Origin of the sequence: Micromonospora sp. NPDC007220, assembly GCF_040634035.1 — a bacterium.
GTDB lineage: Bacteria > Actinomycetota > Actinomycetes > Mycobacteriales > Micromonosporaceae > Micromonospora > Micromonospora reichwaldensis.
On sequence record NZ_JBEYEU010000010.1, the window covers coordinates 143,851 to 165,079 of the forward strand.

Here is a 21,229-nt window from a genome sequence, read left to right on the forward strand (position 1 = left end):
GTTCATCGTGGTATGGCCGACCGTCGCTGGGCTCGACCGGCGCGGCCGGCGGGCCGCATCCCGCCCCGACACGTAGGCTGACGGACGTGAAGGACTACAGCGACAGCACCACGCCCGGCGGGCGGACGACCGGGTCCGGTCCCGGCGCCGGCCCCGACGAGCAGGGTGAGGTGACGGCGTGACCGAGTTCGACGGACTGCCGGTGCTGCGGTCCCCCGTGGCGATCGCCGCGTTCGAGGGCTGGAACGACGCCGCCGATGCCTCCACCGCCGCCGTCGAGCACCTGGAGCAGGTGTGGCAGGCCCGGCAGGTCACGGAGCTGGACCCGGAGGACTTCTACGACTTCCAGGTCAGCCGCCCCACGATCACCATGGCCGAGGGCGAGACCCGCCGGGTGGAGTGGCCGACGACGCGCTTCATGGTGGCCAGCCCCGAGGGCACCGAACGGGACGTCGTGCTGATCCGCGGCATCGAGCCGAGCATGCGGTGGCGCACCTTCTGCGAGCAGGTGCTGGAGATCTGCCACAGCCTGGAGGTCGAGCGGGTCGTCGTGCTCGGCGCGCTGCTGGCCGACGTGCCGTACACCCGGCCGCTGCCCATCAGCGGCAGCGCCTCCGACGCGGAGGCCGCCCAGCGCTACCAGCTCACCCCCACCCGCTACGACGGGCCGACCGGGATCGTCGGCGTGCTGCACGACGCCTGCAACAAGGCCGAGGTCGACGCCGTCTCGTTCTGGGTGCACGTGCCGCACTACGCCAACAACCCGCCCTGCCCGAAGGCCACCCTCGCCCTGCTGCACCGGGTCGAGGAGGTGCTCGACCTGCCGGTGCCCATGGCCGACCTGGCCGAGGAGGCCGCCGAGTGGGAGCAGCGGGTGCGCAGCGCCGCCGAGCAGGACGCCGAGCTCGGCGAATACGTGCGCGAGCTGGAGGAACGCGTCGGCGACGCGGGCATCACCCCGCTGACGGGTGACGAGATCGCCCAGGAGTTCGAGAAGTACCTGCGCCGTCGCGGCGGCTCCGCCGGCCCCACGGCCGGCTCCTGGTAGCACCCATCCCCTGCCGCACCGGCCCCGGACGCGTGTCGTCCGGGGCCGGTCTTTTGGCGTGTCCGGGGTGGCGCGGTCACCACCCCTAGGGCATCCTAGGAACCTAGCTGTCATCGAGGAGGCGGGCATGCAGATCAATCCGGGGGCGGCCGAGTTCCCGCACCGGCAGATCGCCGCGCAGCTCAAGGCCCAGATCCGCCGCGGCGACTGGGCACCGGGCGAGCGGCTGCCGTCCATCCCGGCCATCGCCGAGATGTTCGGCGTGGCGAAGCAGACCGTGCAGCGCGCCGTCGACCAGCTGCGGGTCGAGGGCATCCTGATCACCAAGCCCGGCTCCGGGACGTACGTCCGAGGCACCCGGCGGCGGCTCAACCGGCTCTCCCGGGGCCGCTACGGCGGCTTCCGCGGCTACCACACCGACCTGGCCGCGCGGTACCGGCAGCAGCTCGTCTCCGTCGGCAGGGCCCCCGCCCCGCCGGAGGTGGCCGACGCGTTCGGGGTCGCCGACGGCACCGACCTGCTCTGCCGCCGCCACCTCGTGCGCACCGAGGACTCCCCCGTCGAGGTGGGCGCCTCGTGGTTCCTGCCCGCCGACACCGCCGGCACCTCGCTGGAGCGCGCAGAGGCGTTCGGCCGGCCGCTCTACCAGGAGGCCGAGGAGGCAACCGGCCGGCGGTACGTCTCCGCCACCGACACCATCAGCGCCCGCCAGCCCAGCCGGGAGGAGGCCGAGATCCTCCAGATCCGCCCCGACACCCCCGTGCTGCACCTGCTGCACGTGGCCTACGACGGCCACCGCAAGCCGATCGAGGTCGCCCAGGCCACCTGGCCCGGCCCGGTCACCACGCTGACCGAGGAGTACAAGATCCCCGCCCCGGCCCCCGACCCCGCCCCGGACCCGGGCCTCGTCCTCGGCTAACCAACCCTCCACCCCACCCCGTCGATCATGCACTTGGGGTGGGCGGCTACCGCCGTTATGCACCTTTTGCGGGGCACCACAACTGCATGATCGACGTCGCGAGGGGCGGGGCCCACGGCGGGGCGGCGGGCGGGAGCGAGGACCGGGAGCGGGAGCGGGGGGGCGAGGGGCGAGGGGCGAGGGCGGGGCGGGGCGGGTGGGGTCAGTCAGAGGCTGAGTCAGACCGACCGGGTGACCCGCTCCCACATCATCACTGTCAGAGGTGAATACCGAGGAGGGCGTCCAGGGTGGCGGCGAAGAGGGCGGGGGCGGCCGGGTCGTCGGCGGTGCCCGCGAGGGTCGCCTCGGCCCATCCGTCGGCCAGCGCCAGGGCGCCCGGCGAGTCCAGGTCGTCGGCGAGGCGGGCGCGTACGCCGGCCAGGAACTCCTCGCCCGACGGACCGGCTGGCGCGGCGGCGGCCCGCCGCCAGCGCGCCAGCCGCTCCAGCGACGTCGCGAGCAGCTCGTCGGTCCAGGCGCGGTCGGTGCGGTAGTGCCCGGAGAGCAGGGCCAGCCGGACCGCCATCGGGTCGACCTGGTCGGCGCGCAGCCGGGAGACGAAGACCAGGTTGCCCCGGGACTTCGACATCTTCTCGCCGTCGAGGCCGATCATGCCGGCGTGCACGTAGTGCTGCGCGAAGGGCGCGGCGCCCGTGAGCCGCTCGGCGTGCGCGGCGGAGCACTCGTGGTGGGGGAAGATCAGGTCGTTGCCGCCGCCCTGCACGTCGATCCGGTCGCCGAGCAGGTTGAGCGCGATGACCGTGCACTCGATGTGCCAGCCGGGGCGGCCGGCGCCCAGTTCGCCGCCCGGCCAGGACGGCTCGCCCTCGCGGGCGCCCCGCCACAGCAGCGGGTCGAGCGGGTCGCGCTTGCCGGCCCGGTCCGGGTCGCCCCCACGCTCGGGGAAGATCTCCAGCATCTGCTCCCGGGTCAGGTTCGACTCGTAGCCGAAGCGGGGGGTGGCGGCGATGTCGAAGTAGACGTCGCCGGTGCCGTCCTCCAGGCGGTACGCGGCCCCGTCCTTGAGCAGCAGGAGGACCTTGTCGGCGATGTCGGGGATCGACTCCACCGCGCCGACGTAGTGCGCCGGCGGGATGATCCGCAGCGCCTCCATGTCCTCGCGGAACAGCGCGGTCTCCCGCATCGCCAGGACCTTCCAGTCCTCGCCGTCCCGCTCGGCCCGCTCCAGCAGCGGGTCGTCGATGTCGGTGACGTTCTGCACGTAGTGCACGTCCCGGCCGGCGTCCCGCCACACCCGCTGCACCAGGTCGAACGCGATCATGGTGGCGGCGTGGCCCAGGTGCGTGGCGTCGTACGGGGTGATGCCGCAGACGTACATGGTCGCGCTGCCGGCCGGGTCGCTCGGGTGGGCGCCCTGCCGCGCCGAGTCGAACAACGACAGCGGCTGGCCCCTGCCCGGCAGCCGCGGCACTTCATGTCCCGCCCAAGAGTCCATGACCGTCAGCCTAACCAGCCGACGCGGCGCGGCAGGCCCGGCCCACAGTGATCAACATGACAGCGCCGCGGGACGGAACGGGCGCGCTCACATGGGGGGCCAGGGCACCGTCGGCCAGTCCTGCGACGGCTGCGGGAACAGGCCGGTGTGCCGCAGCCGGTCCACCCGCGCCGCCAGCTCGGCGACCTCCCGGATGGTCAGGTGGTCGGCCAGCTCGGCACCCAGTGCCCCGGGGAGCTGGCCGGCGAGTGCGTCGAGCATCTCCACGGCGTCCGCCGGCAGTTGCCGCCCGGCCCAGCCCCAGAGCACCGTGCGCAGCTTCTCCTCGACGTGGAAGCTCACCCCGTGGTCGACGCCGTAGATCCGGTCCTCCGGACCGACCAGCACGTGCCCGCCCTTGCGGTCCGCGTTGTTGATCACCGCGTCGAGCACCGCGAGCCGGGCCAGCCGCGGATCGTCGGCGTGCGCCAGCGCGTACGGTGTGCCGTCGTCGTCGCGGGCCGCCGCGATCGGGAACCACCGGGGCGGTAGCGCGTCGGCCGGCACGAACCCCACCAGGGGCTCGGCCGCCTCCGGCTCGTCGATCCAGAGCTGGCACGATCCCGGGCCGAACGGGCCGTCGCGCAGCACGGTCGGCGGCACCAGATCCCAGCCGGTGGCCCGGGAGACCACGTACGCCGAGACCTCCCGACCGGCCAGCGTGCCGTCCGGAAAGTCCCACAGCGGGCGCTCGCCCCGCACCGGCTTGTAGACGCAGCGGGCCGTCACCCCGTCGAGGGTCAGGATGCCGCGCAGGGTGGTGTTGGAGGCGTCGACGAGCCGCCCCTCCAGGTCGAGGTGGCCGTCACGCAGCAAGCGGAGCGCGGCCTCGCCGTCCTGTCGGGGCTGGAGATCCGACGACGTCACCGGTGATAACCGTTGTGGCGCGGACAGAGATGACCGGCGGGGTCGAGGGGCTGGCCGCAGAGCGGGCAGGGCGGACGACCGGCGTTGACCACCCGCCGGGCCCGCTCGATGAACTGTCGGGTCGCCTCGGGGGTCAGCCGCACCCGGAGCCGGTCGAGGTCCTCGTCCGGCTCCTCGTCCTCGTCCTCGGCGTCCTCATCGTCGTCGTCGGGCTCGCCGAGCTCGACCTCGACCTCCGCCTCGCCCACGGCGATGGCCTCGATCACCACGGTCGCGGTGTCGACGTCGAACGCCAGCCCGAGCGTGCCGACCCGGAACTCCTCGTCGACGGGCGTGTCCAGCGGGTCGTTGTCGCCGACGACGGCCACCGGCTCGGGCAGGTCCACCCCGAAGCGGCGCTGCGCCTCGGAGAGCAGCTCCTCGAGCTTCTCGGCCAGCAACGACACCTGGACCTTCTCCAGCGCGACGCTGACCAGCCGGCCACCGCCGCGCGCCTGGAGGAAGAACGTGCGCTCCCCCGGCGGCCCGACCGTCCCGGCGACGAACCGCTCCGGCGGCTCGAAGGCGTGCACCTGGTGGGTCATACCCACGACCCTATCCGGCGCGCCACAGCGCCGCGCACCCCACCGACGCGAATCGCCGTACCCCCGCCGCGCCCGGCACACCGTGCGCCGCGCCCGGGCGTGGCGGCCGGCGAGGCCCCGGGCCCGCGCCGCAGCATGCTCGCGGACGGGACTCTCGGTCCGCAGCGGCGCGCGGACTCCTCGCCGGCCGGGGCGAGCGTCGCGGGAGGGACGGACGCCACGCCCCGGCAGCGCCCCACCGGACGCGGCGCCCCGCCGCGAGGCCGTGGGTCAGGGCGCCGCCGGCCCGTCACCGGCCCGCCCCCGCGCCGCCGCCGACCGGCGCGTCGGAGTCGGCCGCGCCGGCCGCCCGCGTCGCCCGTCGGCGCCGCTTACGCGGCGGCGGCACCAGCCCCGCCAGGTCGCCGCCGGTGTCGTTGAGTCGCATCAGGAACGGCCGCAGCGGCGTGTAGCGGATCGCCGTCACGGAGGCCGGGTCGGCCACGATCCGCTGGAACAGATCCAGGTGTACGCCGAGCGCGTCGGCGACGATCGCCTTGATCACGTCGCCGTGGCTGCACGCCAGCCAGACCGCCTCGGGGCCGTGCTCCGCCGTGATCCGGGCGTCCCACGTACGCACCGCGGTGACCGCCCGCGCCGCCATCTCCGCCATCGCCTCCCCCTCCGGGAAGACCGCCGCGCTCGGGTGCTGCTGGACCACCGGCCAGAGCGGCTCCTTGGCGAGCTTCTTCAGCGGCTGCCCCTCCCAGGCGCCGTAGCCGCACTCGATCAGCCCCTCCTCCACCACCGGGGCGGCCCCGGGCAACGCCAGCTCCAGGGTCTGCCGGCACCGGATCAGCGGGCTGGTCACCACCGCCGCGAGCGGCACCGCCCGCAGCCGCTCGCCGACCGCGCTCGCCTGGGCCCGGCCCGTCTCGTCCAGTTCCACGGGCTGACGGCCGGCCAGCCCGCCGTCGGCGTTCGCGGTCGTCCGGCCGTGTCGCAGAAGCAGAAGGGTCGCCACGGGACCACCCTATGACCTGTGTCCGGCCACGGGTGCCTCCCCGGTGCGCGGTATGACCCGCGCTCCCCCATCTGCGCTACGACCCCGGGCCCGACTCACCTCGACGGCGCTGACCGCCCAATCGACGATGACAGTCCCACACCAGGCGCAACACCCACGGCCCGCACCTATCCCGCACCGCCCCCGCGTCTGCCGGCCCCGCGCCACACCACGTCGGCGTCGGCGTCGGCGTCGGCGTCGGCGTCGGCGTCGGCGTCGGCAGATCTTGGAACGAGAGTGCCCCTCCAGGGGCCGATCCTTGCCAAGATCTCGCAACAGGGGCCGGCCCGACAGGCTCGACTAACCGTTGACCATGCCCGGGGGCACCAACGGACATCACTCGACGCCCGCATGTCCGGTTCATCCCCTCACACGCGGCTTCAGCAGCCCTCCACCCCGACCGATCGCCCTGTCCGACACCAATCCGGAACGCCCACCACGACCCGCACCACACCCGCCCGAAACGAGTCGACGACGAGACGCTTTGTCCGGTTTCAGGGTGTGACCGGGGGCATCGTGGGGGCGGAATCGTGGCCGGCCCCGGGTCGTTACACCATGCGTACGACCGAGTAAGGGCACGCCCCGCCTCCCGGGCAGGTGGTCAGCCCGGGCCCCGGAATGATGGCGGCCGGCCGGTCGTTACACATGGTCCCGGCCCACGTGCAGGGCATCCCCCTCCGCCCCACGCGGCCGACTCTGATCTTTCCTCCGGCAGGACGCCGGAGGTTCCCCGTTGTTCATCGAGCGCCGGACGGTGCTTGCACCCGCACACAGAGCCGATCCCCCTTCGGTGTGTGGTGCCAACCCCCGAATGGAGCGTCCCCCATGAACACGTTCATTCGTAACAGCGTTCTCGGTATTGCTGGTCTCGCGTTCGCCGGTGGTGTGGCCGCCGGCCCGATGACCGACAGCACCCCGACGACTGTCGACACCACGCCCGTGGCGGCTGTGGCCATGCAGGCTGACAAGCCGGCCGTGGACAAGGGCAAGCTGATCCCGCACGGTGTGCAGGGCACCCAGTCGCACGTCGACCTCTCGGACGAGCAGGTCGCCAACGTCAAGGCCATCATCGCGGCCACGAAGAAGGCCGGCATGGACGAGCGCGCCGCCGTGGTCTCCATCGCCACCGCGTTGCAGGAGTCGAAGCTGGAGAACCTGGGTCATCTGGGTGACCGCAACGACCACGACTCGCAGGGCCTGTTCCAGCAGCGTCCGTCCAGCGGGTGGGGCACGATCGAGCAGATCACCGACCCCGAGTACTCCACCACCGCGTTCCTGAAGGGCCTCAAGCAGGTCGACGGGTGGCAGGACATGCCCCTGACCAAGGCCGCGCAGACGGTGCAGGTGTCGGCGTACCCGGACCACTACGCCCAGTGGGAGCAGCAGGCCGCCGACCTCGTCACCGAGCACTGGAACAGCTGACACAGACTTTCCACCACAAGGGGGACCGCCGGCCGGCACCGATCAATCGGTGCCGGCCAGCGGCACGTCCACACGACACGGCCGGCACCCCGACAGGGGCGCCGGCATCTCCACCTGAAAATCTTGGACAGTTACCGCTCGCACCCGACGACAACCGTCCAAGATCTCGACGTGAGGACGGCGAGCACGGCTTACGCGATCCGGCGAGAGAGAATACGCCCCTCGGCCTTCGGGTCGCCGGGGTTGTGGTCCGGGTGCGAATCGCGGCGCCAGACGCCAGAGCACCAAGGCGCCAGGCAGGCGGTGACGGCCGGCGGTGGGTCGGACACGGACCGGCCCCCGTCCGGTGGTGCGGGGACGGGGGCCGGCGCGGGCTCGGGCGGATCAGGTGGCGCTGATGGTGCCCGTCATCAGCAGGGCGAGCACCAGGGTGCCCACCGCGACCCGGTACAGCACGAAGACGTACAGGGTGTGGTGGGCGACGTAGCGCAGCAGCCAGGCGATGGCCGCGTACCCGACGCCGAAGGCGATGATCGTGGCGATGATCATCTGGGCCATGCTCGGCACCGACGTGCCGGGCGCCGCCGGCTCGAAGACGTCGCCGACGCTGAAGATCCCGGACATCACCACCGCCGGGATGGCCAGCAGGAACGAGTAGCGCGCCGCCGCCTCCCGGGTGAGGTTGAGGAACAGCCCGGCGGTGAGCGTGCCGCCCGAGCGCGACACCCCCGGGATGAGCGCCATCGCCTGGGCGAAGCCCATCACCACGCCGTCGCGCATCTTGAAGTTCACCAGGGTGCGGGTCTGCCGCCCCCAGTACTCGGCGAACGCCAGCACGAACGCGAACACGATGAGCGTGGTCGCCACCAGCCACAGGTTCCGGCCGGCGGTGCGGATCTGGTCCTTGAACAGGAAACCGAACAGCCCGATCGGGATCGAGCCGACGATGACGTACCAGCCCATCCGGTAGTCGAGGCTGGAGCGCACCGACTTGTCCCTGATGCCGACCAGCCAGGTACGGGTGATGCGCCAGATGTCCTTGGCGAAGTAGATCAGCACCGCCGCCTCGGTGCCCAACTGGGTGACCGCGGTGAACGACGCTCCGGCGTCCCGGTCGAAGAAGATCGCCGAGGTGATCCGCAGGTGACCGGACGAGCTGACCGGAAGGAACTCGGTCAGTCCCTGGACGATGCCCAGGACGATGGCCTCGACCCAGGTCACTCCCCGACTCCCGAGAGGTCCAGCGCCTCGGCGACGGTACGCAGGGTGTGCACGCCGCTGTCCCGGTCGGCCGCGAACAGGGTCACCGACAGGGTGGTGACGCCGGCGGCGGCGTACTCCCGCATCCGCTCGGCGATGCGCTCCTTCGGGCCCAGCAGCGAGGTGCGGTCGATGAACTCCAGCGGCACCGCGGCGGCGGCGTCGCGCTGCCGCTTGGCCAGGTAGAGATCCTGCACCTCGCGGGCGGCGTCGCCGTAGCCCATCCGGGTGGCGAGCTGGTTGTAGAAGTTCTGCTGGCGGCTGCCCATGCCGCCGACGTAGAGGGCCGCGTACCAGCGGACCAGCTCGGCGCAGGTGGCGATGTCGTCGCCGACCACCACGGGCACCGACGGGACCACGTCGAAGCCGGCGAGTTCCTTGCCGGCCTTCGCCCGCCCGGCGCGCACCGACGCGAGCTGTTCCTCGGCGAACTCGGGGGCGTAGAAGATCGCCAGCCAGCCGTCGGCGATCTCGCCGGCCAGCTCCAGGTTCTTCGGGCCCACGGCGGCGAGGTAGATCGGGATGTGCTCGCGCGGCGGGTGGAAGCCCAGCTTCAGCGCCTTGCCCGGCCCGTCGGGCAGCGGCAGCGTGTAGAACTCGCCGTCGTACGCCACGGACTTGCGGGCGACGGCCAGCTTCACGATGTCCACGAACTCGCGGGTCCGCGCCAGCGGCTTGGCGAACCGTACGCCGTGCCAGCCCTCGGAGACCTGCGGGCCGGACACGCCGAGGCCCAGCCGGAACCGGCCGCCGGACAGCGCGTCGATGGTCGCCGCGGTCATCGCGGTCATCGCCGGGGTACGGGCGGGGATCTGCATCACCGCGCTGCCCAGGTCGATCCGCTCCGTCTGCCCGGCCATCCAGGCGAGCATGCTCGGCGAGTCGGAGCCGTAGGCCTCCGCCGCCCACACCACCGAGTAGCCGAGCCGGTCCGCCTCCTGGGCGAAAGCCAGGTGATCGGCCGGCGTGCTCCACGCCGTCTGGTATCCGAGGCTGAGCCCGAGTCGCACTAGGTCCTCCCCCATCCGCACCACAGGTCGCATCAGGTTACGCAATGCCGCAAGTCGACCCGTTCACCGGTCGCCACCACCGGGGGGCGGTGCCCGGACGGTCGGAAACGCGACGCGCCCGGCTCACTTGACGGGAGCGAGGATATCGGCGGGCCCTCGTTCGAAATAAGGTTCACCCATGCAACAGCGACCGCTCGGCCGAAGCGGGCTGGCGGTTTCGCGGCTCGCGCTCGGCACCATGACGTGGGGCCGGGACACCGACGCCGACGATGCGGCCGCCCAGCTGAAGAGTTTCCTCGACGCGGGCGGCAACCTGATCGACACCGCCGACGTCTACGGCGACGGCGACGCCGAGTCGGTGATCGGGTCGCTGCTGGGCTCCCTGGTGCCGCGCGAGGAGCTGCTGATCGCCACCAAGGCGGGCCTGCGGCCGGGCAGCGGCCGGCGTCGGGACGGTTCCCGGGGGCACCTGTTGCGCACGCTGGACGCCTCGCTGCGCCGGCTGGGCACGGACCACGTCGACCTCTTCCAACTGCACGGCTACGACCCCGACACGCCGCTGGAGGAGACGCTCGCTGCGCTCGACCACGCGGTGGCCAGCGGCCGGGTCCGCTACGTCGGGGTGTCGAACTTCGCCGGCTGGCAGACCGCGCGGGCGGCGGCCTGGCAGACCGCCTGGCCGGGGCGCGCCCCGGTGGTGGCGGCGCAGGTGGAGTACTCGCTGCTGGAGCGGGGCGTGGAGCGGGAGGTGCTGCCCGCGTGCGAGGCCCTCGGGCTGGGGGTGCTGCCGTGGTCGCCGCTGGGCCGCGGGGTGCTCACCGGCAAGTACCGGCACGGCCGGCCCGCCGACTCGCGGGCGGCCTCGCCGCACTTCGAGCGCTTCGTCGCCACCTACCTGGAGCCCCGCTGCTCCAGCATCGTGGAGGCGGTCGCAATCGCCGCGGGCGGGCTGGGCGTCTCCCCGACGGAGGTGGCGCTGGCCTGGATCCGCGACCGGCCCGGGGTGGTGGCCCCGATCCTCGGCGCGCGGACGGTCGGGCAGCTGCTCGGCGCGCTCCAGGTCGAGCGGGTGACCCTGCCGGAGGAGATCGTCACCGCGCTGGACGACGTGTCGGCGGTGCCGGTGGGCTACCCCGAGCGCGACGGCTGACTCCGCCCGCGGCACGAGCGCGCGGTCAGGCCGTGGGGCGCTGGCCGGGCAGGTCGCGTACGGCGGCGAGGAAGCGGGACTGGTCGTCGCGGGTGGCCGGGTTGACGATCCGGATCCAGGACCCGTCGTCGAACACGATGGTGGACGGGAACTGCATGAGGCGGGCCCCGTGCTCGGACTCGATGCGGGCGATGCGCCGCCGCGGCACGCTCCACAGCACCTGGGGGCGCCGCCGGTCCTCGCGGTCGGGGTCGGGGCGGCGGCCCATCCGCAGCAGGTGCAGGTGGGTGTCGGTGACCGCCAGCGGGGTGCCGGTGTAGCGCTCGAGGAAGAGCAGCAGGCTGCCGGCGAGGGTGGCCAGGTCGCCGCTGAAGACGTACCGCCGCCGGTAGGCGATCTCGGCGAGCTGGTCGGCCAGCGGGCGGTAGCGGCTGAGCCGGAACAGCGCCCGGAACGCCTCCTGCTCGTCGGTGAGCGGCAGCGGCTCCCGGGGCGCGCCGCCCGGCGCCGGTTCCGGCTCGGCCGTCTCCGGGGTGCCGGCGGCGAGCACGGCGGCCTTGCCGGGCAGCAGCAGGACGCCCGCGGCGATGCGTACGGGCGTCAGCACCGCGTCCACCCAGGCGACCGGGTTGACGATGTTGAGCAGCCCGAACAGCGCGCGCGGATCGAGCGCCTCGGCCAGCTCGGCGTTGACCCGGTCGGCGAGCTGGCTGCCGGCCCGGTGGTTCTCCGGGGCCCGGACCGGCGCCAGGCCGACGTAGCGGATCTCCTCGTCGGGCAGCAGGGGCGCCACCAGGGCGCGCTCGGGCTCGTCGGTGGTGCGGAACTCGTCGCGCAGCTCACGGGCCTTGTCCCGGGCGGCCCGCGCACCGCCCAGCACCGCGTCGGTCAGCCGGCCCAGCCGACTGCGCCCCTCGGACACGCCCCACCCCCTCGATCGGCCGTCACCTGCCGGCCGGCTGCTGCGCCGGCGGCTGCCCGAAGACATTCTGGTCGATCCACTCGGCGCCGCCCTGCACCGCCGCGTCGACCTTGTCGCCGACCTGGTCCATGCCGGGCACCGACAGGCCGGAGACCATCGCGACGGTGCCCCAGGTGGCGCCGTGCACGACGGAGTTCGGGATGTTCCACGGCAGGTTGGTGGCCCAGTCCCGGCCGATCATCCGCGCCCCGTCGGCCATGCCGTGCGCCCGCAGCGCCCCGAGGCGCTCGAACGTGCTCATGTCGAACGGCGAACCGGACTTGCCGAGCTTCCAGGTGCCCTTCGCCGGGTCCATGAACTTGTGGTGCCACTTGTCGGCGGCGCCGGCGGCGCGGCGCTTGTCGGCGTACTTCTGGCCGGCGCGCAGCGCCTTCTGCTTGTCGACCAGCTTGTCCAGGTGGTTGCGCAGCTTGCGCAGGTGGAGCAGGACCCGTTGCAGCAGCCGGATGACCTTCTGCAGGTGCGTCGCCAGCGGCCGGATGATCTTCAACATCCGGGTCAGCGCGATCATGCCCCGGGTGACCCCCAGCGCCACGCCGGCCGCCCAGGACGCCCCGGCGGTGAACGGGGCCATCAGGAGCGCGGTGACCAGCGTCACCAGCAGGAAGTTGACGAACTCGACGCAGATGTCGACCAGGACGTCGTGCACCGTCTGGAGCGCGTCGGCGACCCCGCGCAGGTACTCGGCCGTCGCGGCGAACTGCTCGGCGACGTCCAGCAGCTGCTGCTCGACCTCGGCCATCCGCCGCCCGTACGCCTGGCCGGACGGGGAGCGCCAGCCGGCCTGCTCGGCCTCGCGCACGCTGCGGTGGCCCATCGCCAGCTCCCGCACCTGCCCGGCCAGCGCGTCCCACTCCGTGGCCTTGGCGCGCAGCGCGGCCGGCTCGCCGTCGACGAGGTCGACGAGCTGGATCAACGGCCAGGCGAGAGTGCGGCAGACGCTGTCGACCACCTTGTCCACGCCGGACAGGGCGTTGTCGATGCCGTTCCAGAGCTCGACGGCGGTGCCCGCGGGCCCACTCACCGGGGCATCCCGGCGCCGATGGCGCGGAAGGATGCGTCGATGTCCTGCTCGTTGCGCTCGTAGGCCTCGGCCGTCCCGCCCAGCGCGCCGCCGACCCGCTCGAACGCGTCGTGGCCGGACCGGAACAGCTCCATCCCCCCGGTGACCTGCTCGGCGTACTTCTCGCGGAGCATGTCGCTGACGAACGGCAGGTGCCCGAAGGCCCCGTCCGGTATGTCGCCCGCTGACGTGATCCGGCTCTCCAGCGCGGTCAGCGAGGTGGCCACCCGCTTCGCCGCCGCCTCCAGCCGACGCACCGCCTGCACGTCGACGTCGATGTCAGGCACGCCGTTCCTCCCCCACTCGCCCGGCGGGACGACGATACGATCATGCCGCCGCCGGGCGCCACCCCGGACGGCACCGCGCACGGGAGGTTCTCATGTCTGACCCGCTGTCCGCGTTCGACGCACTCGCCGGACGGCTCGCCGACATCGAACGCCGCTTCGCCGGGCTCACCGACGACCTGGAGGAGCTGAGCGCCACCGCCACCGACGACAGCGGGCTGGTCACCGCGACCGTCGACGCCACCGGCGAGCTGACCGACCTGAGCCTCGCCCCGACCGCGCTGCGGGTGGGCACCGAGGACCTCGCGGCCATGGTGCTGCAGGCGTACCGGCAGGCCCGCACGGCGGCGACCGCGCAGCTCGAAGAGCGCACCGGGGGTCTCGACGCGACGCTCGGCGCGGGCCTGAACGGGATCTTCGGCACCCCCGGCGACTTCGCCTCGCTGGGCCGCCTGGAGGAGGCGATGGGACGGCTCGGCCGGCTCGACGGCCGCCTGCCGGGGCCGCCGGCATGACGTCGCCGGGCTGGCCAGACATCGTCACCCGGCTCCACGACACGCTGTCGGGCTGCGACCGCGACACCGACCTGGAACTCGCCGCCGGCCCCCGCCGGCTGCACCTGATGGTGCGCCGGGACACCGTCCGCGGGGTCTGCCCGCCCTACGACGAGCGACGCCTGGCCGAGCTCGGCTGGCAGGCGCCGCGCGGGGTCGGCGGTTGGTGGTACGAGACGCCGCGCAACGCCGAGGGCCTGCGCTGGTGGAGCGGGTTCGCGGCGCAGACCGCCGCCACGGTGCTCACCACGGAGCCCGCAGCGCTGTCCTGCCAGATCCTCCCGCCCACCGGTCCCCGGGTGCGCCCGGAGCCGACCGTGCCCCGCGTCCGGGTCGCGGCGCCCGATGCCGAGGCCGGGCACCCCGCTGCCGGAGCCGGGCAGCCCGTCGCCGAAACCGAGCACGCCGCTGCCGGAGCCGAACGCCCCGCTGCCCAAGTCGAGCAGCCCGTCGCCGGGGTCGAGCGGCCCGTCGCCGGGGTCGAGCAGCCCGTCGCCGGGGTCGAGCAGCCGGCTGCCGGGGCCGGGGACGCGCGTGTGCCCGACCCGCCGCCCGCGGAACTGCCCGCAGATTCGCCCGCGGGCCCCGCCGCGGACGAGGCGCGGAGCGGGGCGGACCCGGGCGGGCCGTCCGTGCTCGACCTGCTCGGCGAGGCCGGCGCGCGGCGGGACCTGCCCGGCTACCTCGGCATCCTCGCCGCCGCGGCGGTCTGCGTACCGCTGGCGGCGGAGCCGGGGCCGGACCGCGAGGTGCCGTGGACGATCGTCACCGACCCGACCGGCGCGCCGCTGCTGCCCGTCTTCACCTCCCCGGACGCGCTGACCGCGTTCGCCGGGGAGGGCGTGCCGTTCGTCGCCGTGCCCTGCGCGGACCTGCTCGCGGACTGGCCCGACCCGGCGTGGGGGCTGGTGGTGGACGCGGGCACCCCGCGCGCCCTGGCCCTGGGGGCGGCGTCGCTGGCGGCCCTGCTGGCGGCGAACCCGCCCGCCGGCTGACCGCCGGCCGGCAGTCCTACCGCTACCGGCCGCGCCGCGCGAGCCGCACGGCGAACACGACCGCGCCGACGACGAGCACGACGCCCAGGAACTGGAGGCCGGGCGAGTCGTCGGCCTCCCCGTGCACGACGCCGGCGACGCCGAGCGCGCCGGCGAGGAGGGCGAGCAGGTACTTCACGGCGTCTCCCTGGTGGCGGCCGGGGTCTCGGACCTGCTGGTGGGCGGTTCGTGGCCGTCGGTCCGGGGCGGCGCGCCGTGGGGGTTCACTCGTCGACCCACTCGAGCAGGTCACCGGGCTGGCAGTCGAGCACCCGGCACATGGCCTCCAGGGTGCTGAACCGGACGGCCTTGGCCCGGCCGTTCTTCAGCACCGCCACGTTCGCCGGCGTGAGTCCGACGCGCTCGGCGAACTCGCCGACGCTCATCTTGCGTTTCGCCAGTTCGACGTCGATGCGTACGACGATGGGCATCAGATCACCGCCTCCATGTCGGTGCGCAGCGTCGTGGCCTGCCGCAGCAGCGCGCGCATCACCACCATCAGCAGGCCCAGCACGGCGACGCCCACCAGCAGCAGGAACAGCAGGAGCGGCAGCCCGGGGTCCGTGGCGTTGAAGCCGACGTAGAGGAAGACGCCCAGCAGCACCACCCAGGCGGCGACGATCGCCCAGACGATCGCGTCCACCCACGCCAGCGAGGCGTCGCTGAAGATGCGGTCGCGCTTGACCAGGGTGAGCAGCTTCCAGGTGGACACGACCACCACCTGGACGCACAGCACCCAGAACACCGCCACGGCGGTCATCGGCCACCTGAGGTAGGCCTGCTCCGGGGACTCCTCTGCCATGTGGGCGAACTGCCCGGGCAGCGAGAAGGTCTGGAGCATGACCAGGATCCCGAACAGCACGACGAGGAAGACTCTGAGCGGGGCTACCGCTCGATGCTCGTTGAACATGCATCGACTATCGCTCTTAACCTATCGAAAGTCAATCGGTTTGGCGATGGCCGGGAAGCCGGGCGGCCACGCCTGGCAGCGGCGCGGGTCACCGGCGAGGGGGTGGCGAAGGCCTCCCGGGCTGGGCAGCATGGAGGTCATGGACTACGAGTACGCGCCGCTGCGGCTGCCGCCGGACGTCGACCGGTTGACCGCCGCGGCGCAGTTGGCGATCCAGGCGGAGTTCTCCGGGTGGGAGTTGGCGCGGGTACGGCTGTACCGCGACGGCACGCGGCAGGTGGTGCTGCGCCGCCGCCGGGTCAACCAGCCGCAGCCGGGACTGTCGTACTGACCACGACAGCAAGGCCCGGGGCCGACCGTCCGGTCGGGCCCCGGGCCTGCGCCGCCTGACTGGCGGGCCGTCACCGCCTAGTGGGCGTGGTCGTGCTCCTCGTCGAGCTCCATGAAGGGGTGCTCGTCGAGCCGGCCGACCAGCCGGTCGTCGGCGGCCGGCTGGAACGGGCCCACCGGGTCGTCGTCGTCGAAGGACTCCAGGTCCACAGGAGTGCCGACCTCGCTGACCATCACCACACCGTCGAGCGGCTCCAGCTCCGGCACGTCCAGCGCGCCGAGCGAGCCGTCACCGCTCTGGAGCAGCTCCAGCACCGCCTCGCCGACCCCCTCGACGGGCTCCGGCTCGTCCTCGGCCGGGGTGCCCTCCCGCCGGGCGGCCTCGGCGACCCGGATCAGCGCCGACACGCTCGGCACCCGGTAGTCGCGCCGCTGCCGTACCGAGATCACCCGCGGGTGCGGGTCGGTGGGCTCCACGCCCTCCGCGCCCCCGAAGCGCTGGTCTGCCTCCTCCGGGTCGATCGACTCGACGTCCCACGGGGTGACCTCGCCGAAGGCGTCCAGGAGTTGCTCGTCGTACGCGAAGGACGCGTTGTTGAGCGCGACGTACGCCTGCCAGACGTCGTCGTCGTCGACGCGGCCCTGTGCGGCGCGGACGGCGGCCAGGTGGTGGCGGGCCGCATCGATCACGCGCTCGAGGGCGGCGTCCAGCTCACCGTGCTGGTCGGTCATGTGGGTCAGTCCCTTCACGATCAGTGGTTCCCGCCGGGACACCGGGGTTCCTGGCGGGGGCTAGCAGGTGCGGAGGAACCGGTCGAGAACCCGCACGCCGAACTGTAGTCCGTCCACCGGAACCCGCTCGTCGATGCCGTGGAACAGCGCGGAGAAGTTCAGGTCGGCCGGCAGCCGCAGCGGCGCGAAGCCGAAGCAGCGGATGCCGAGCTGCGAGAACGCCTTCGCGTCGGTGCCGCCGGAGAGCATGTACGGCACCGGCCGCGCCCCCGGGTCCTCCGCGCGCAGCGCGGCGGACATCGCGTCGACCAGGTCGCCGTCGAACGTCGTCTCCAGCGCCGGCTGGCGCTGGAGGTACTCGATGACGATGTCCGGGCCGACCAACTCGCGCAACTGCCGCTCCAGCAGCTCCGACTGCCCCGGCAGGCTGCGGCAGTCGATGGTGGCGGTGGCCCGGCCCGGGATGACGTTGTCCTTGTACCCGGCGGCGAGCCGGGTCGGGTTGGCGGTGTTGCGGATCGTCGCGCCGATGATGTTGGCGATCGGGCCGAGCTTGGCGATGGCGGTCTCCGGGTCCTCCGGGTCCAGCTCGACGCCGAGCAGGTCGGAGACCTCCTCCAGGAACGCCCGGACGGTGTCGGTGACCACCACGGGGAAGCGGTGCCGGCCGACCCGGGCCACCGCCTCGGCGAGCGCCGTGACCGCGTTGTCGTCGTGGATCATCGAGCCGTGCCCGGGGCGGCCCTTGGCGTGCAGGCGCAGCCAGTCGATGCCCTTCTCGGCGGTCTCGATCAGATAGAGCCGCTGGCTGTCGTTGACCGAGTACGAGAAGCCGCCGACCTCGCCGATGGCCTCGGTGCAGCCGTCGAGCAGCCCACGGTGACGGTTGACCAGGAAGTGCGCGCCGTAGTCGCTGCCCGCCTCCTCGTCGGCGGTGTACGCGAGCACGATGTCCCGGGGCGGGCGGACCCCGGTGCGCTGCCAGTGCCGCACCACCGCCAGCACCATCGCGTCGAAGTCCTTCATGTCGATGGCGCCCCGGCCCCACAGGTAGCCGTCGCGCAGCTCACCTGAGAACGGGTGCACCGACCACTCGTCGGCGTCGGCGGGGACGACGTCGAGGTGGCCGTGCACCAGCAGCGCCCCGCGGCTCGGGTCGGTGCCGGGGATGCGGGCGACCAGGTTGGCCCGGCCGGGCGCCGACTCGTGGATGACGGACTCGACGCCCACCTCGGCCAGCTTCTCCGCCACGTACTCGGCGGCGAGGCGTTCCCCGGCGCTGGTGTCGTTGTCCCCGGTGTTGGTGGTGTCGATCCGCAGCAGGTCACGGCAGAGGTCGACGACCTCGTCGGTGGGGTCGGGTCGGGCGGAGGCGGCGTCGCTCGTCATCAGACTCCTTCTGTGAGTGTCCCGGGCCTTCGGGCCGGGGAGGGAACTGGACCTCCTGCGAGACAGGTCAGGGATGGCAGGGTCGCCGTCAAGGCCGACAGAAGTACCGCACGGATACCGCAGGTCCGGTTCCAAACTATCGTGTTAGCTTGTGAAAGTGACCTCAAGGGTGAAGCGGGCCTACAAGTTCCGCTTCTACCCGACGGCCCAGCAGGCAGAGCTGTTGAGCCGAACGTTCGGGTGCGTGCGCAAGGTCTACAACCTGGCCCTGCACACCCGGACCGAGGCGTGGTACCAGCGGCAGGAACGGGTCAACTACAACGCGACCAGCGCGATGCTGACCGCTTGGAAGAAGACCGACGAGTTGGCTTTCCTCAACGAGGTCTCCTCCGTGCCGCTGCAGCAGACGCTGCGGCATCTGCAAGGCGCCTTCGCGAATTTCTGGGACAAGCGCGCCCGCTACCCGCGCTTCAAGTCCAAGCGCAGGTCGCGAGCTTCGGCCGAGTTCACCCCCAGCGCGTTCCGCTGGAGAGACGGCCAGCTCACTCTGGCCAAGATGACCGACCCGCTGGCCATCGTCTGGTCGAGGTCGCTGCCCGAAGGGCAGTCCCCGTCCACCGTGACCGTGTCCCGTGATTCGGCCGGCCGCTGGTTCGTGTCGCTGCTCTGTGAGGACCAGATCGAGACCCTCCCGGCCGCCGAGAGCGCAGTAGGCATCGATGCCGGCCTCGAGCACCTGCTGACTCTGTCCACCGGGGAGAAGATCGCCAACCCCCGGCACGAACGGGCCGACCGCACTCGGCTGGCCCGCGCCCAGCGAGAGCTGGCACGCAAGGAGAAGGGCTCCCACAACCGGGCCAAGGCCCGGCTCAAGGTGGCCCGCGTCCACGCCCGCATCGGCGATCGCAGGCGTGATCACCTGCACAAGCTCACCACTCGACTCGTGCGCGAAAACCAAACGCTCGTGATCGAGGACCTGACCGTGCGCAACATGGTCCGCAACCACCGCCTGGCCCGCGCCATCAACGATGCGGCCTGGCACCAGTTCCGCGAACTGCTCACCTACAAGTGCGCCTGGTACGGCCGGAACCTCACCGTGATCGACCGCTGGTATCCCTCCTCCAAGGTGTGCTCGACCTGTGCAGCCGTCGCGCGGAACATGCCGCTGAACGTGCGGGCCTGGACGTGCCGGTGCGGCACCACCCACGACCGCGACGTCAACGCGGCACGCAACATCCTGGCCGCCGGGCTGGCGGCTGCTGCCTGTGGAGCCGGTGTAAGACCTCAACGGGAACCCTCCCGGACGAGGCGGTCGGCGATGAAGCAGGAAACCCCTGGGGCGACCCAGGGAACCCGCGCCCTCTAGGCCGTGTTTTCAAAGGATCTTGGTGTCGGATGATGTAGCGCGTGGGTCGTCGCTACGAGTTGTCTGACGTCGAGTGGGAAGCGCTGTCGCGGTACCTGCCGTCGGCGGTGACCGGTGGTCGGCCTCGGGCCGATGACCGGCGGGTGCTCAACGGAATCGTGTGGAAGATTCGGGCCGGGGCGGCGTGGCGGGATGTGCCCGCCCGGTACGGGTCCTGGCAGTCGATCTACACCCGTTTCCGCAGGTGGGCCCTGGACGGCACGTTCGAGCGGATGCTCGCCGGGATCCAGGCCGATGCGGACGCGGCCGGGGACATCGACTGGTTGGTGTCGGTGGACTCGACCATCGTGCGAGCCCACCAGCACGCCGCGGGCGCCAAAGGGGGCACCGAGAAACGGACGAACCACAAGATCACGCCCTCGGCCGATCTCGAGGTGGACTGACCACCAAGATTCACCTCGCGTGCGACGGCCTGGGTCGGACCCTGGCCTTCGTGCTCTCCAGTGGCAACGTCAACGACTGCACCCGCTTCCACCATGTCATGGCCGCGATCCGTGTCGAACGTTCAGGTCCGGGCCGGCCTCGCGTCCGGCCGGAGCACGTCATAGCCGACAAGGGCTACAGCTCCAAGGCCATCCGGGCAGACCTGCGCCGCCGCGGCATCGGACACACCATCCCCGAACGCACCGACCAGAAGGCCAACCGCCGCCGGCGAGGCAGCCGCGGCGGCCGGCCACCGGCGTTCGACAAGCAGCTCTACCGGCACCGCAACATCGTCGAACGGTGCTTCAACCGGCTCAAGCAGTGCCGCAGCCTGGCGACCCGCTACGACAAGACAGCAACGTCGTACCGGGCCACCGTCACCATCGCCGCGCTACTCCAATGGTTGTGAACCTTTGAAGACACGGCCTAGGGCGGGGAGGATGTCAACGGTTCTTCATACCAGCCGGATCGACCGGCACTCGGCGGCCGATCCAGGCGGTTTCGCCGCCGACGCGGCCGGGTACCGCCGCTCGCGACCGCTCCCCACCACCTGCGCCGCCCGCCACAGAGGAGGGCACCATGACCGTTCCCCTGCCACCGCTGCCGCCGACCGGAGAGGACGAGGGCTTCCGGCCGGGCGGCCGCAGCATCGCCGACATCCTCGACGCCGAGCACCGGCAACTGCGGGAGCTGCTGCGGCGGCTCACCGACCCGGGCCCGGAGCCCGCCCCCGAGCGCGGCCTGGAGGTGCTCACGGCGGCACTGTCGCGGCACCTGTCCGCCGAGGAGCAGTACCTGCTGCCCGCCGTCCGGGCCGCGCTGCCCGACGCGGCGGAGCGGATCGACCGGGCCATCGCGGACGACCGGGCCCTGCTGACCGCCCTGAAGGCGCTCGCCGACGAGGGGCTCGCCGACGTCGCCGCGCGGGTCCACCGCCACGTCGAGGAGGCCGGCGCGCTCGTCGCGGCGCTGCGCGAAGTGGCCAGCGCCGAGGAGCTGATCCGCCTGGGCAACCGGCTGGAGATCGCCGAGGAGGCGGCCCCGACGCGCCCGCACCCCGGCACCCCGGCGACGCCGCCGTGGAACCGGGTCGTCGAGCCTGCGGTGGGCGTCGTCGACAAGGTCCGCGACGCCGTCACCGGCCGACCCACCTACCTGGCCGATCTCACCGAGCGGCCGCCGGGCTGAGCCGGCGGCGGGCGCGGACGCGGCGCGCCGGAGCAGATCAGGCACACATTGGGAGGCGTTGATCCGTCCAGGGCCTTC

Annotated in this window: 23 protein-coding genes and 1 pseudogene; 10 read left to right on the forward strand and 14 right to left on the reverse strand. The window is 72.8% G+C overall.

Going from position 1 to position 21,229, the window contains the following annotated elements; translation table 11 throughout:
* The first annotated feature begins 178 nt into the window (after positions 1-178).
* On the forward strand, positions 179-1,048 hold the full coding sequence (locus ABZ573_RS19565; RefSeq protein WP_101409578.1) for a PAC2 family protein: 870 nt from the start codon (positions 179-181) through the stop codon (positions 1,046-1,048).
* 127 nt (positions 1,049-1,175) lie between these two features.
* Complete coding sequence (locus ABZ573_RS19570) at positions 1,176-1,967, forward strand: GntR family transcriptional regulator (protein ID WP_358119632.1); 792 nt, start codon at positions 1,176-1,178, stop codon at positions 1,965-1,967.
* 256 nt (positions 1,968-2,223) lie between these two features.
* On the opposite strand, the gene mshC is transcribed toward ABZ573_RS19570, so the two are convergent.
* The 4 genes from mshC to ABZ573_RS19590 form a co-directional block, all read right to left on the reverse strand.
* Positions 2,224-3,462 (reverse strand): cysteine--1-D-myo-inosityl 2-amino-2-deoxy-alpha-D-glucopyranoside ligase, encoded by a 1,239-nt coding sequence (mshC, locus tag ABZ573_RS19575; protein WP_358119635.1) that lies wholly within the window; start codon positions 3,460-3,462, stop codon positions 2,224-2,226.
* A gap of 87 nt (positions 3,463-3,549) precedes the next feature.
* On the reverse strand, positions 3,550-4,368 hold the full coding sequence (locus ABZ573_RS19580; protein ID WP_151457715.1) for an SCO1664 family protein: 819 nt from the start codon (positions 4,366-4,368) through the stop codon (positions 3,550-3,552).
* Positions 4,365-4,952, reverse strand: coding sequence for a DUF3090 domain-containing protein (locus ABZ573_RS19585; RefSeq protein WP_151457714.1), 588 nt, complete (start codon positions 4,950-4,952; stop codon positions 4,365-4,367). Before ABZ573_RS19585 ends, ABZ573_RS19580 begins: the two co-directional genes overlap by 4 nt.
* 289 nt (positions 4,953-5,241) lie before the next feature.
* Positions 5,242-5,955, reverse strand: coding sequence for a histidine phosphatase family protein (locus ABZ573_RS19590; protein ID WP_151454293.1), 714 nt, complete (start codon positions 5,953-5,955; stop codon positions 5,242-5,244).
* Between the two features lie 864 nt (positions 5,956-6,819).
* On the opposite strand from ABZ573_RS19590, the gene ABZ573_RS19595 reads away from it, so the two are divergent.
* Positions 6,820-7,416, forward strand: coding sequence for a hypothetical protein (locus tag ABZ573_RS19595; RefSeq protein ID WP_358119640.1), 597 nt, complete (start codon positions 6,820-6,822; stop codon positions 7,414-7,416).
* A gap of 384 nt (positions 7,417-7,800) precedes the next feature.
* Here the strand turns inward: ABZ573_RS19595 and ABZ573_RS19600 are convergent, their stop codons facing one another.
* Together ABZ573_RS19600 and ABZ573_RS19605 are read right to left on the reverse strand one after the other, a co-directional pair.
* On the reverse strand, positions 7,801-8,637 hold the full coding sequence (locus ABZ573_RS19600; protein ID WP_358119643.1) for an undecaprenyl-diphosphate phosphatase: 837 nt from the start codon (positions 8,635-8,637) through the stop codon (positions 7,801-7,803).
* Entirely contained in the window at positions 8,634-9,686 is a 1,053-nt protein-coding gene (locus ABZ573_RS19605) for an LLM class F420-dependent oxidoreductase (RefSeq protein ID WP_151454297.1), read from the reverse strand. The genes ABZ573_RS19600 and ABZ573_RS19605 overlap by 4 nt, the downstream gene beginning before the upstream one ends.
* A 178-nt stretch (positions 9,687-9,864) precedes the next feature.
* Between ABZ573_RS19605 and ABZ573_RS19610 the strand changes: the two genes are divergently transcribed.
* Positions 9,865-10,836, forward strand: a complete 972-nt coding sequence (locus tag ABZ573_RS19610) for an aldo/keto reductase (RefSeq protein ID WP_132237889.1) — start codon at positions 9,865-9,867, stop codon at positions 10,834-10,836.
* Between the two features lie 25 nt (positions 10,837-10,861).
* On the opposite strand, the gene ABZ573_RS19615 is transcribed toward ABZ573_RS19610, so the two are convergent.
* The 3 genes from ABZ573_RS19615 to ABZ573_RS19625 are packed head-to-tail and all read right to left on the reverse strand — an operon-like array spanning position 10,862 to position 13,168.
* Positions 10,862-11,758 (reverse strand): hypothetical protein, encoded by an 897-nt coding sequence (locus ABZ573_RS19615; protein WP_357577492.1) that lies wholly within the window; start codon positions 11,756-11,758, stop codon positions 10,862-10,864.
* A gap of 22 nt (positions 11,759-11,780) precedes the next feature.
* Complete coding sequence (locus ABZ573_RS19620) at positions 11,781-12,842, reverse strand: hypothetical protein (RefSeq protein WP_327028147.1); 1,062 nt, start codon at positions 12,840-12,842, stop codon at positions 11,781-11,783.
* The gene (locus tag ABZ573_RS19625; RefSeq protein WP_121397959.1) at positions 12,839-13,168 is read right to left on the reverse strand and encodes a hypothetical protein; all 330 of its coding nucleotides are present in this window, start codon (positions 13,166-13,168) and stop codon (positions 12,839-12,841) included. The genes ABZ573_RS19620 and ABZ573_RS19625 overlap by 4 nt, the downstream gene beginning before the upstream one ends.
* A gap of 92 nt (positions 13,169-13,260) precedes the next feature.
* On the opposite strand from ABZ573_RS19625, the gene ABZ573_RS19630 reads away from it, so the two are divergent.
* Positions 13,261-13,680, forward strand: a complete 420-nt coding sequence (locus ABZ573_RS19630; protein ID WP_151454301.1) for a YbaB/EbfC family nucleoid-associated protein — start codon at positions 13,261-13,263, stop codon at positions 13,678-13,680.
* Positions 13,677-14,714 (forward strand): SseB family protein, encoded by a 1,038-nt coding sequence (locus ABZ573_RS19635; RefSeq protein ID WP_358119649.1) that lies wholly within the window; start codon positions 13,677-13,679, stop codon positions 14,712-14,714. The genes ABZ573_RS19630 and ABZ573_RS19635 overlap by 4 nt, the downstream gene beginning before the upstream one ends.
* A 22-nt stretch (positions 14,715-14,736) precedes the next feature.
* Here ABZ573_RS19635 and ABZ573_RS19640 read toward each other — a convergent pair whose 3' ends face one another.
* From ABZ573_RS19640 to ABZ573_RS19650, 3 genes are all read right to left on the reverse strand, one after another.
* The gene (locus ABZ573_RS19640) at positions 14,737-14,892 is read right to left on the reverse strand and encodes a hypothetical protein (RefSeq protein ID WP_192581375.1); all 156 of its coding nucleotides are present in this window, start codon (positions 14,890-14,892) and stop codon (positions 14,737-14,739) included.
* Positions 14,893-14,977: 85 nt separating this feature from the next.
* Positions 14,978-15,184 (reverse strand): helix-turn-helix transcriptional regulator, encoded by a 207-nt coding sequence (locus ABZ573_RS19645; protein WP_026874506.1) that lies wholly within the window; start codon positions 15,182-15,184, stop codon positions 14,978-14,980.
* On the reverse strand, positions 15,184-15,663 hold the full coding sequence (locus ABZ573_RS19650) for a DUF2975 domain-containing protein (RefSeq protein WP_151454303.1): 480 nt from the start codon (positions 15,661-15,663) through the stop codon (positions 15,184-15,186). The genes ABZ573_RS19645 and ABZ573_RS19650 overlap by 1 nt, the downstream gene beginning before the upstream one ends.
* A 139-nt stretch (positions 15,664-15,802) precedes the next feature.
* On the opposite strand from ABZ573_RS19650, the gene ABZ573_RS19655 reads away from it, so the two are divergent.
* Positions 15,803-15,994, forward strand: coding sequence for a DUF5703 family protein (locus ABZ573_RS19655; protein ID WP_121399254.1), 192 nt, complete (start codon positions 15,803-15,805; stop codon positions 15,992-15,994).
* A gap of 77 nt (positions 15,995-16,071) precedes the next feature.
* Here ABZ573_RS19655 and ABZ573_RS19660 read toward each other — a convergent pair whose 3' ends face one another.
* The gene (locus ABZ573_RS19660) at positions 16,072-16,725 is read right to left on the reverse strand and encodes a hypothetical protein (protein WP_151454304.1); all 654 of its coding nucleotides are present in this window, start codon (positions 16,723-16,725) and stop codon (positions 16,072-16,074) included.
* Between the two features lie 60 nt (positions 16,726-16,785).
* Positions 16,786-18,114, reverse strand: coding sequence for a M20/M25/M40 family metallo-hydrolase (locus tag ABZ573_RS19665; protein WP_151454305.1), 1,329 nt, complete (start codon positions 18,112-18,114; stop codon positions 16,786-16,788).
* 157 nt (positions 18,115-18,271) lie between these two features.
* On the opposite strand from ABZ573_RS19665, the gene ABZ573_RS19670 reads away from it, so the two are divergent.
* From ABZ573_RS19670 to ABZ573_RS19680, 3 genes and pseudogenes are all read left to right on the forward strand, one after another.
* Positions 18,272-19,480, forward strand: coding sequence for a transposase (locus tag ABZ573_RS19670; RefSeq protein WP_358119654.1), 1,209 nt, complete (start codon positions 18,272-18,274; stop codon positions 19,478-19,480).
* A gap of 41 nt (positions 19,481-19,521) precedes the next feature.
* Positions 19,522-20,372: pseudogene (locus tag ABZ573_RS19675) on the forward strand (IS5 family transposase).
* A gap of 170 nt (positions 20,373-20,542) precedes the next feature.
* Entirely contained in the window at positions 20,543-21,151 is a 609-nt protein-coding gene (locus ABZ573_RS19680; RefSeq protein WP_151454306.1) for a hemerythrin domain-containing protein, read from the forward strand.
* Positions 21,152-21,229: the final 78 nt, after the last annotated feature.

Coding starts and splice junctions, on each gene's coding strand:
- ABZ573_RS19570 (WP_358119632.1), top strand. CDS start 1,176: ATGCAGATCAATCCGGGGGCGGCCGAGTTCCCGCACCGGCAGATCGCC.
- mshC (WP_358119635.1), bottom strand. CDS start 3,462: ATGGACTCTTGGGCGGGACATGAAGTGCCGCGGCTGCCGGGCAGGGGC.
- ABZ573_RS19585 (WP_151457714.1), bottom strand. CDS start 4,952: ATGACCCACCAGGTGCACGCCTTCGAGCCGCCGGAGCGGTTCGTCGCC.
- ABZ573_RS19595 (WP_358119640.1), top strand. CDS start 6,820: ATGAACACGTTCATTCGTAACAGCGTTCTCGGTATTGCTGGTCTCGCG.
- ABZ573_RS19610 (WP_132237889.1), top strand. CDS start 9,865: ATGCAACAGCGACCGCTCGGCCGAAGCGGGCTGGCGGTTTCGCGGCTC.
- ABZ573_RS19630 (WP_151454301.1), top strand. CDS start 13,261: ATGTCTGACCCGCTGTCCGCGTTCGACGCACTCGCCGGACGGCTCGCC.
- ABZ573_RS19635 (WP_358119649.1), top strand. CDS start 13,677: ATGACGTCGCCGGGCTGGCCAGACATCGTCACCCGGCTCCACGACACG.
- ABZ573_RS19645 (WP_026874506.1), bottom strand. CDS start 15,184: ATGCCCATCGTCGTACGCATCGACGTCGAACTGGCGAAACGCAAGATG.
- ABZ573_RS19650 (WP_151454303.1), bottom strand. CDS start 15,663: ATGTTCAACGAGCATCGAGCGGTAGCCCCGCTCAGAGTCTTCCTCGTC.
- ABZ573_RS19655 (WP_121399254.1), top strand. CDS start 15,803: ATGGACTACGAGTACGCGCCGCTGCGGCTGCCGCCGGACGTCGACCGG.
- ABZ573_RS19660 (WP_151454304.1), bottom strand. CDS start 16,725: ATGACCGACCAGCACGGTGAGCTGGACGCCGCCCTCGAGCGCGTGATC.
- ABZ573_RS19665 (WP_151454305.1), bottom strand. CDS start 18,114: ATGACGAGCGACGCCGCCTCCGCCCGACCCGACCCCACCGACGAGGTC.
- ABZ573_RS19680 (WP_151454306.1), top strand. CDS start 20,543: ATGACCGTTCCCCTGCCACCGCTGCCGCCGACCGGAGAGGACGAGGGC.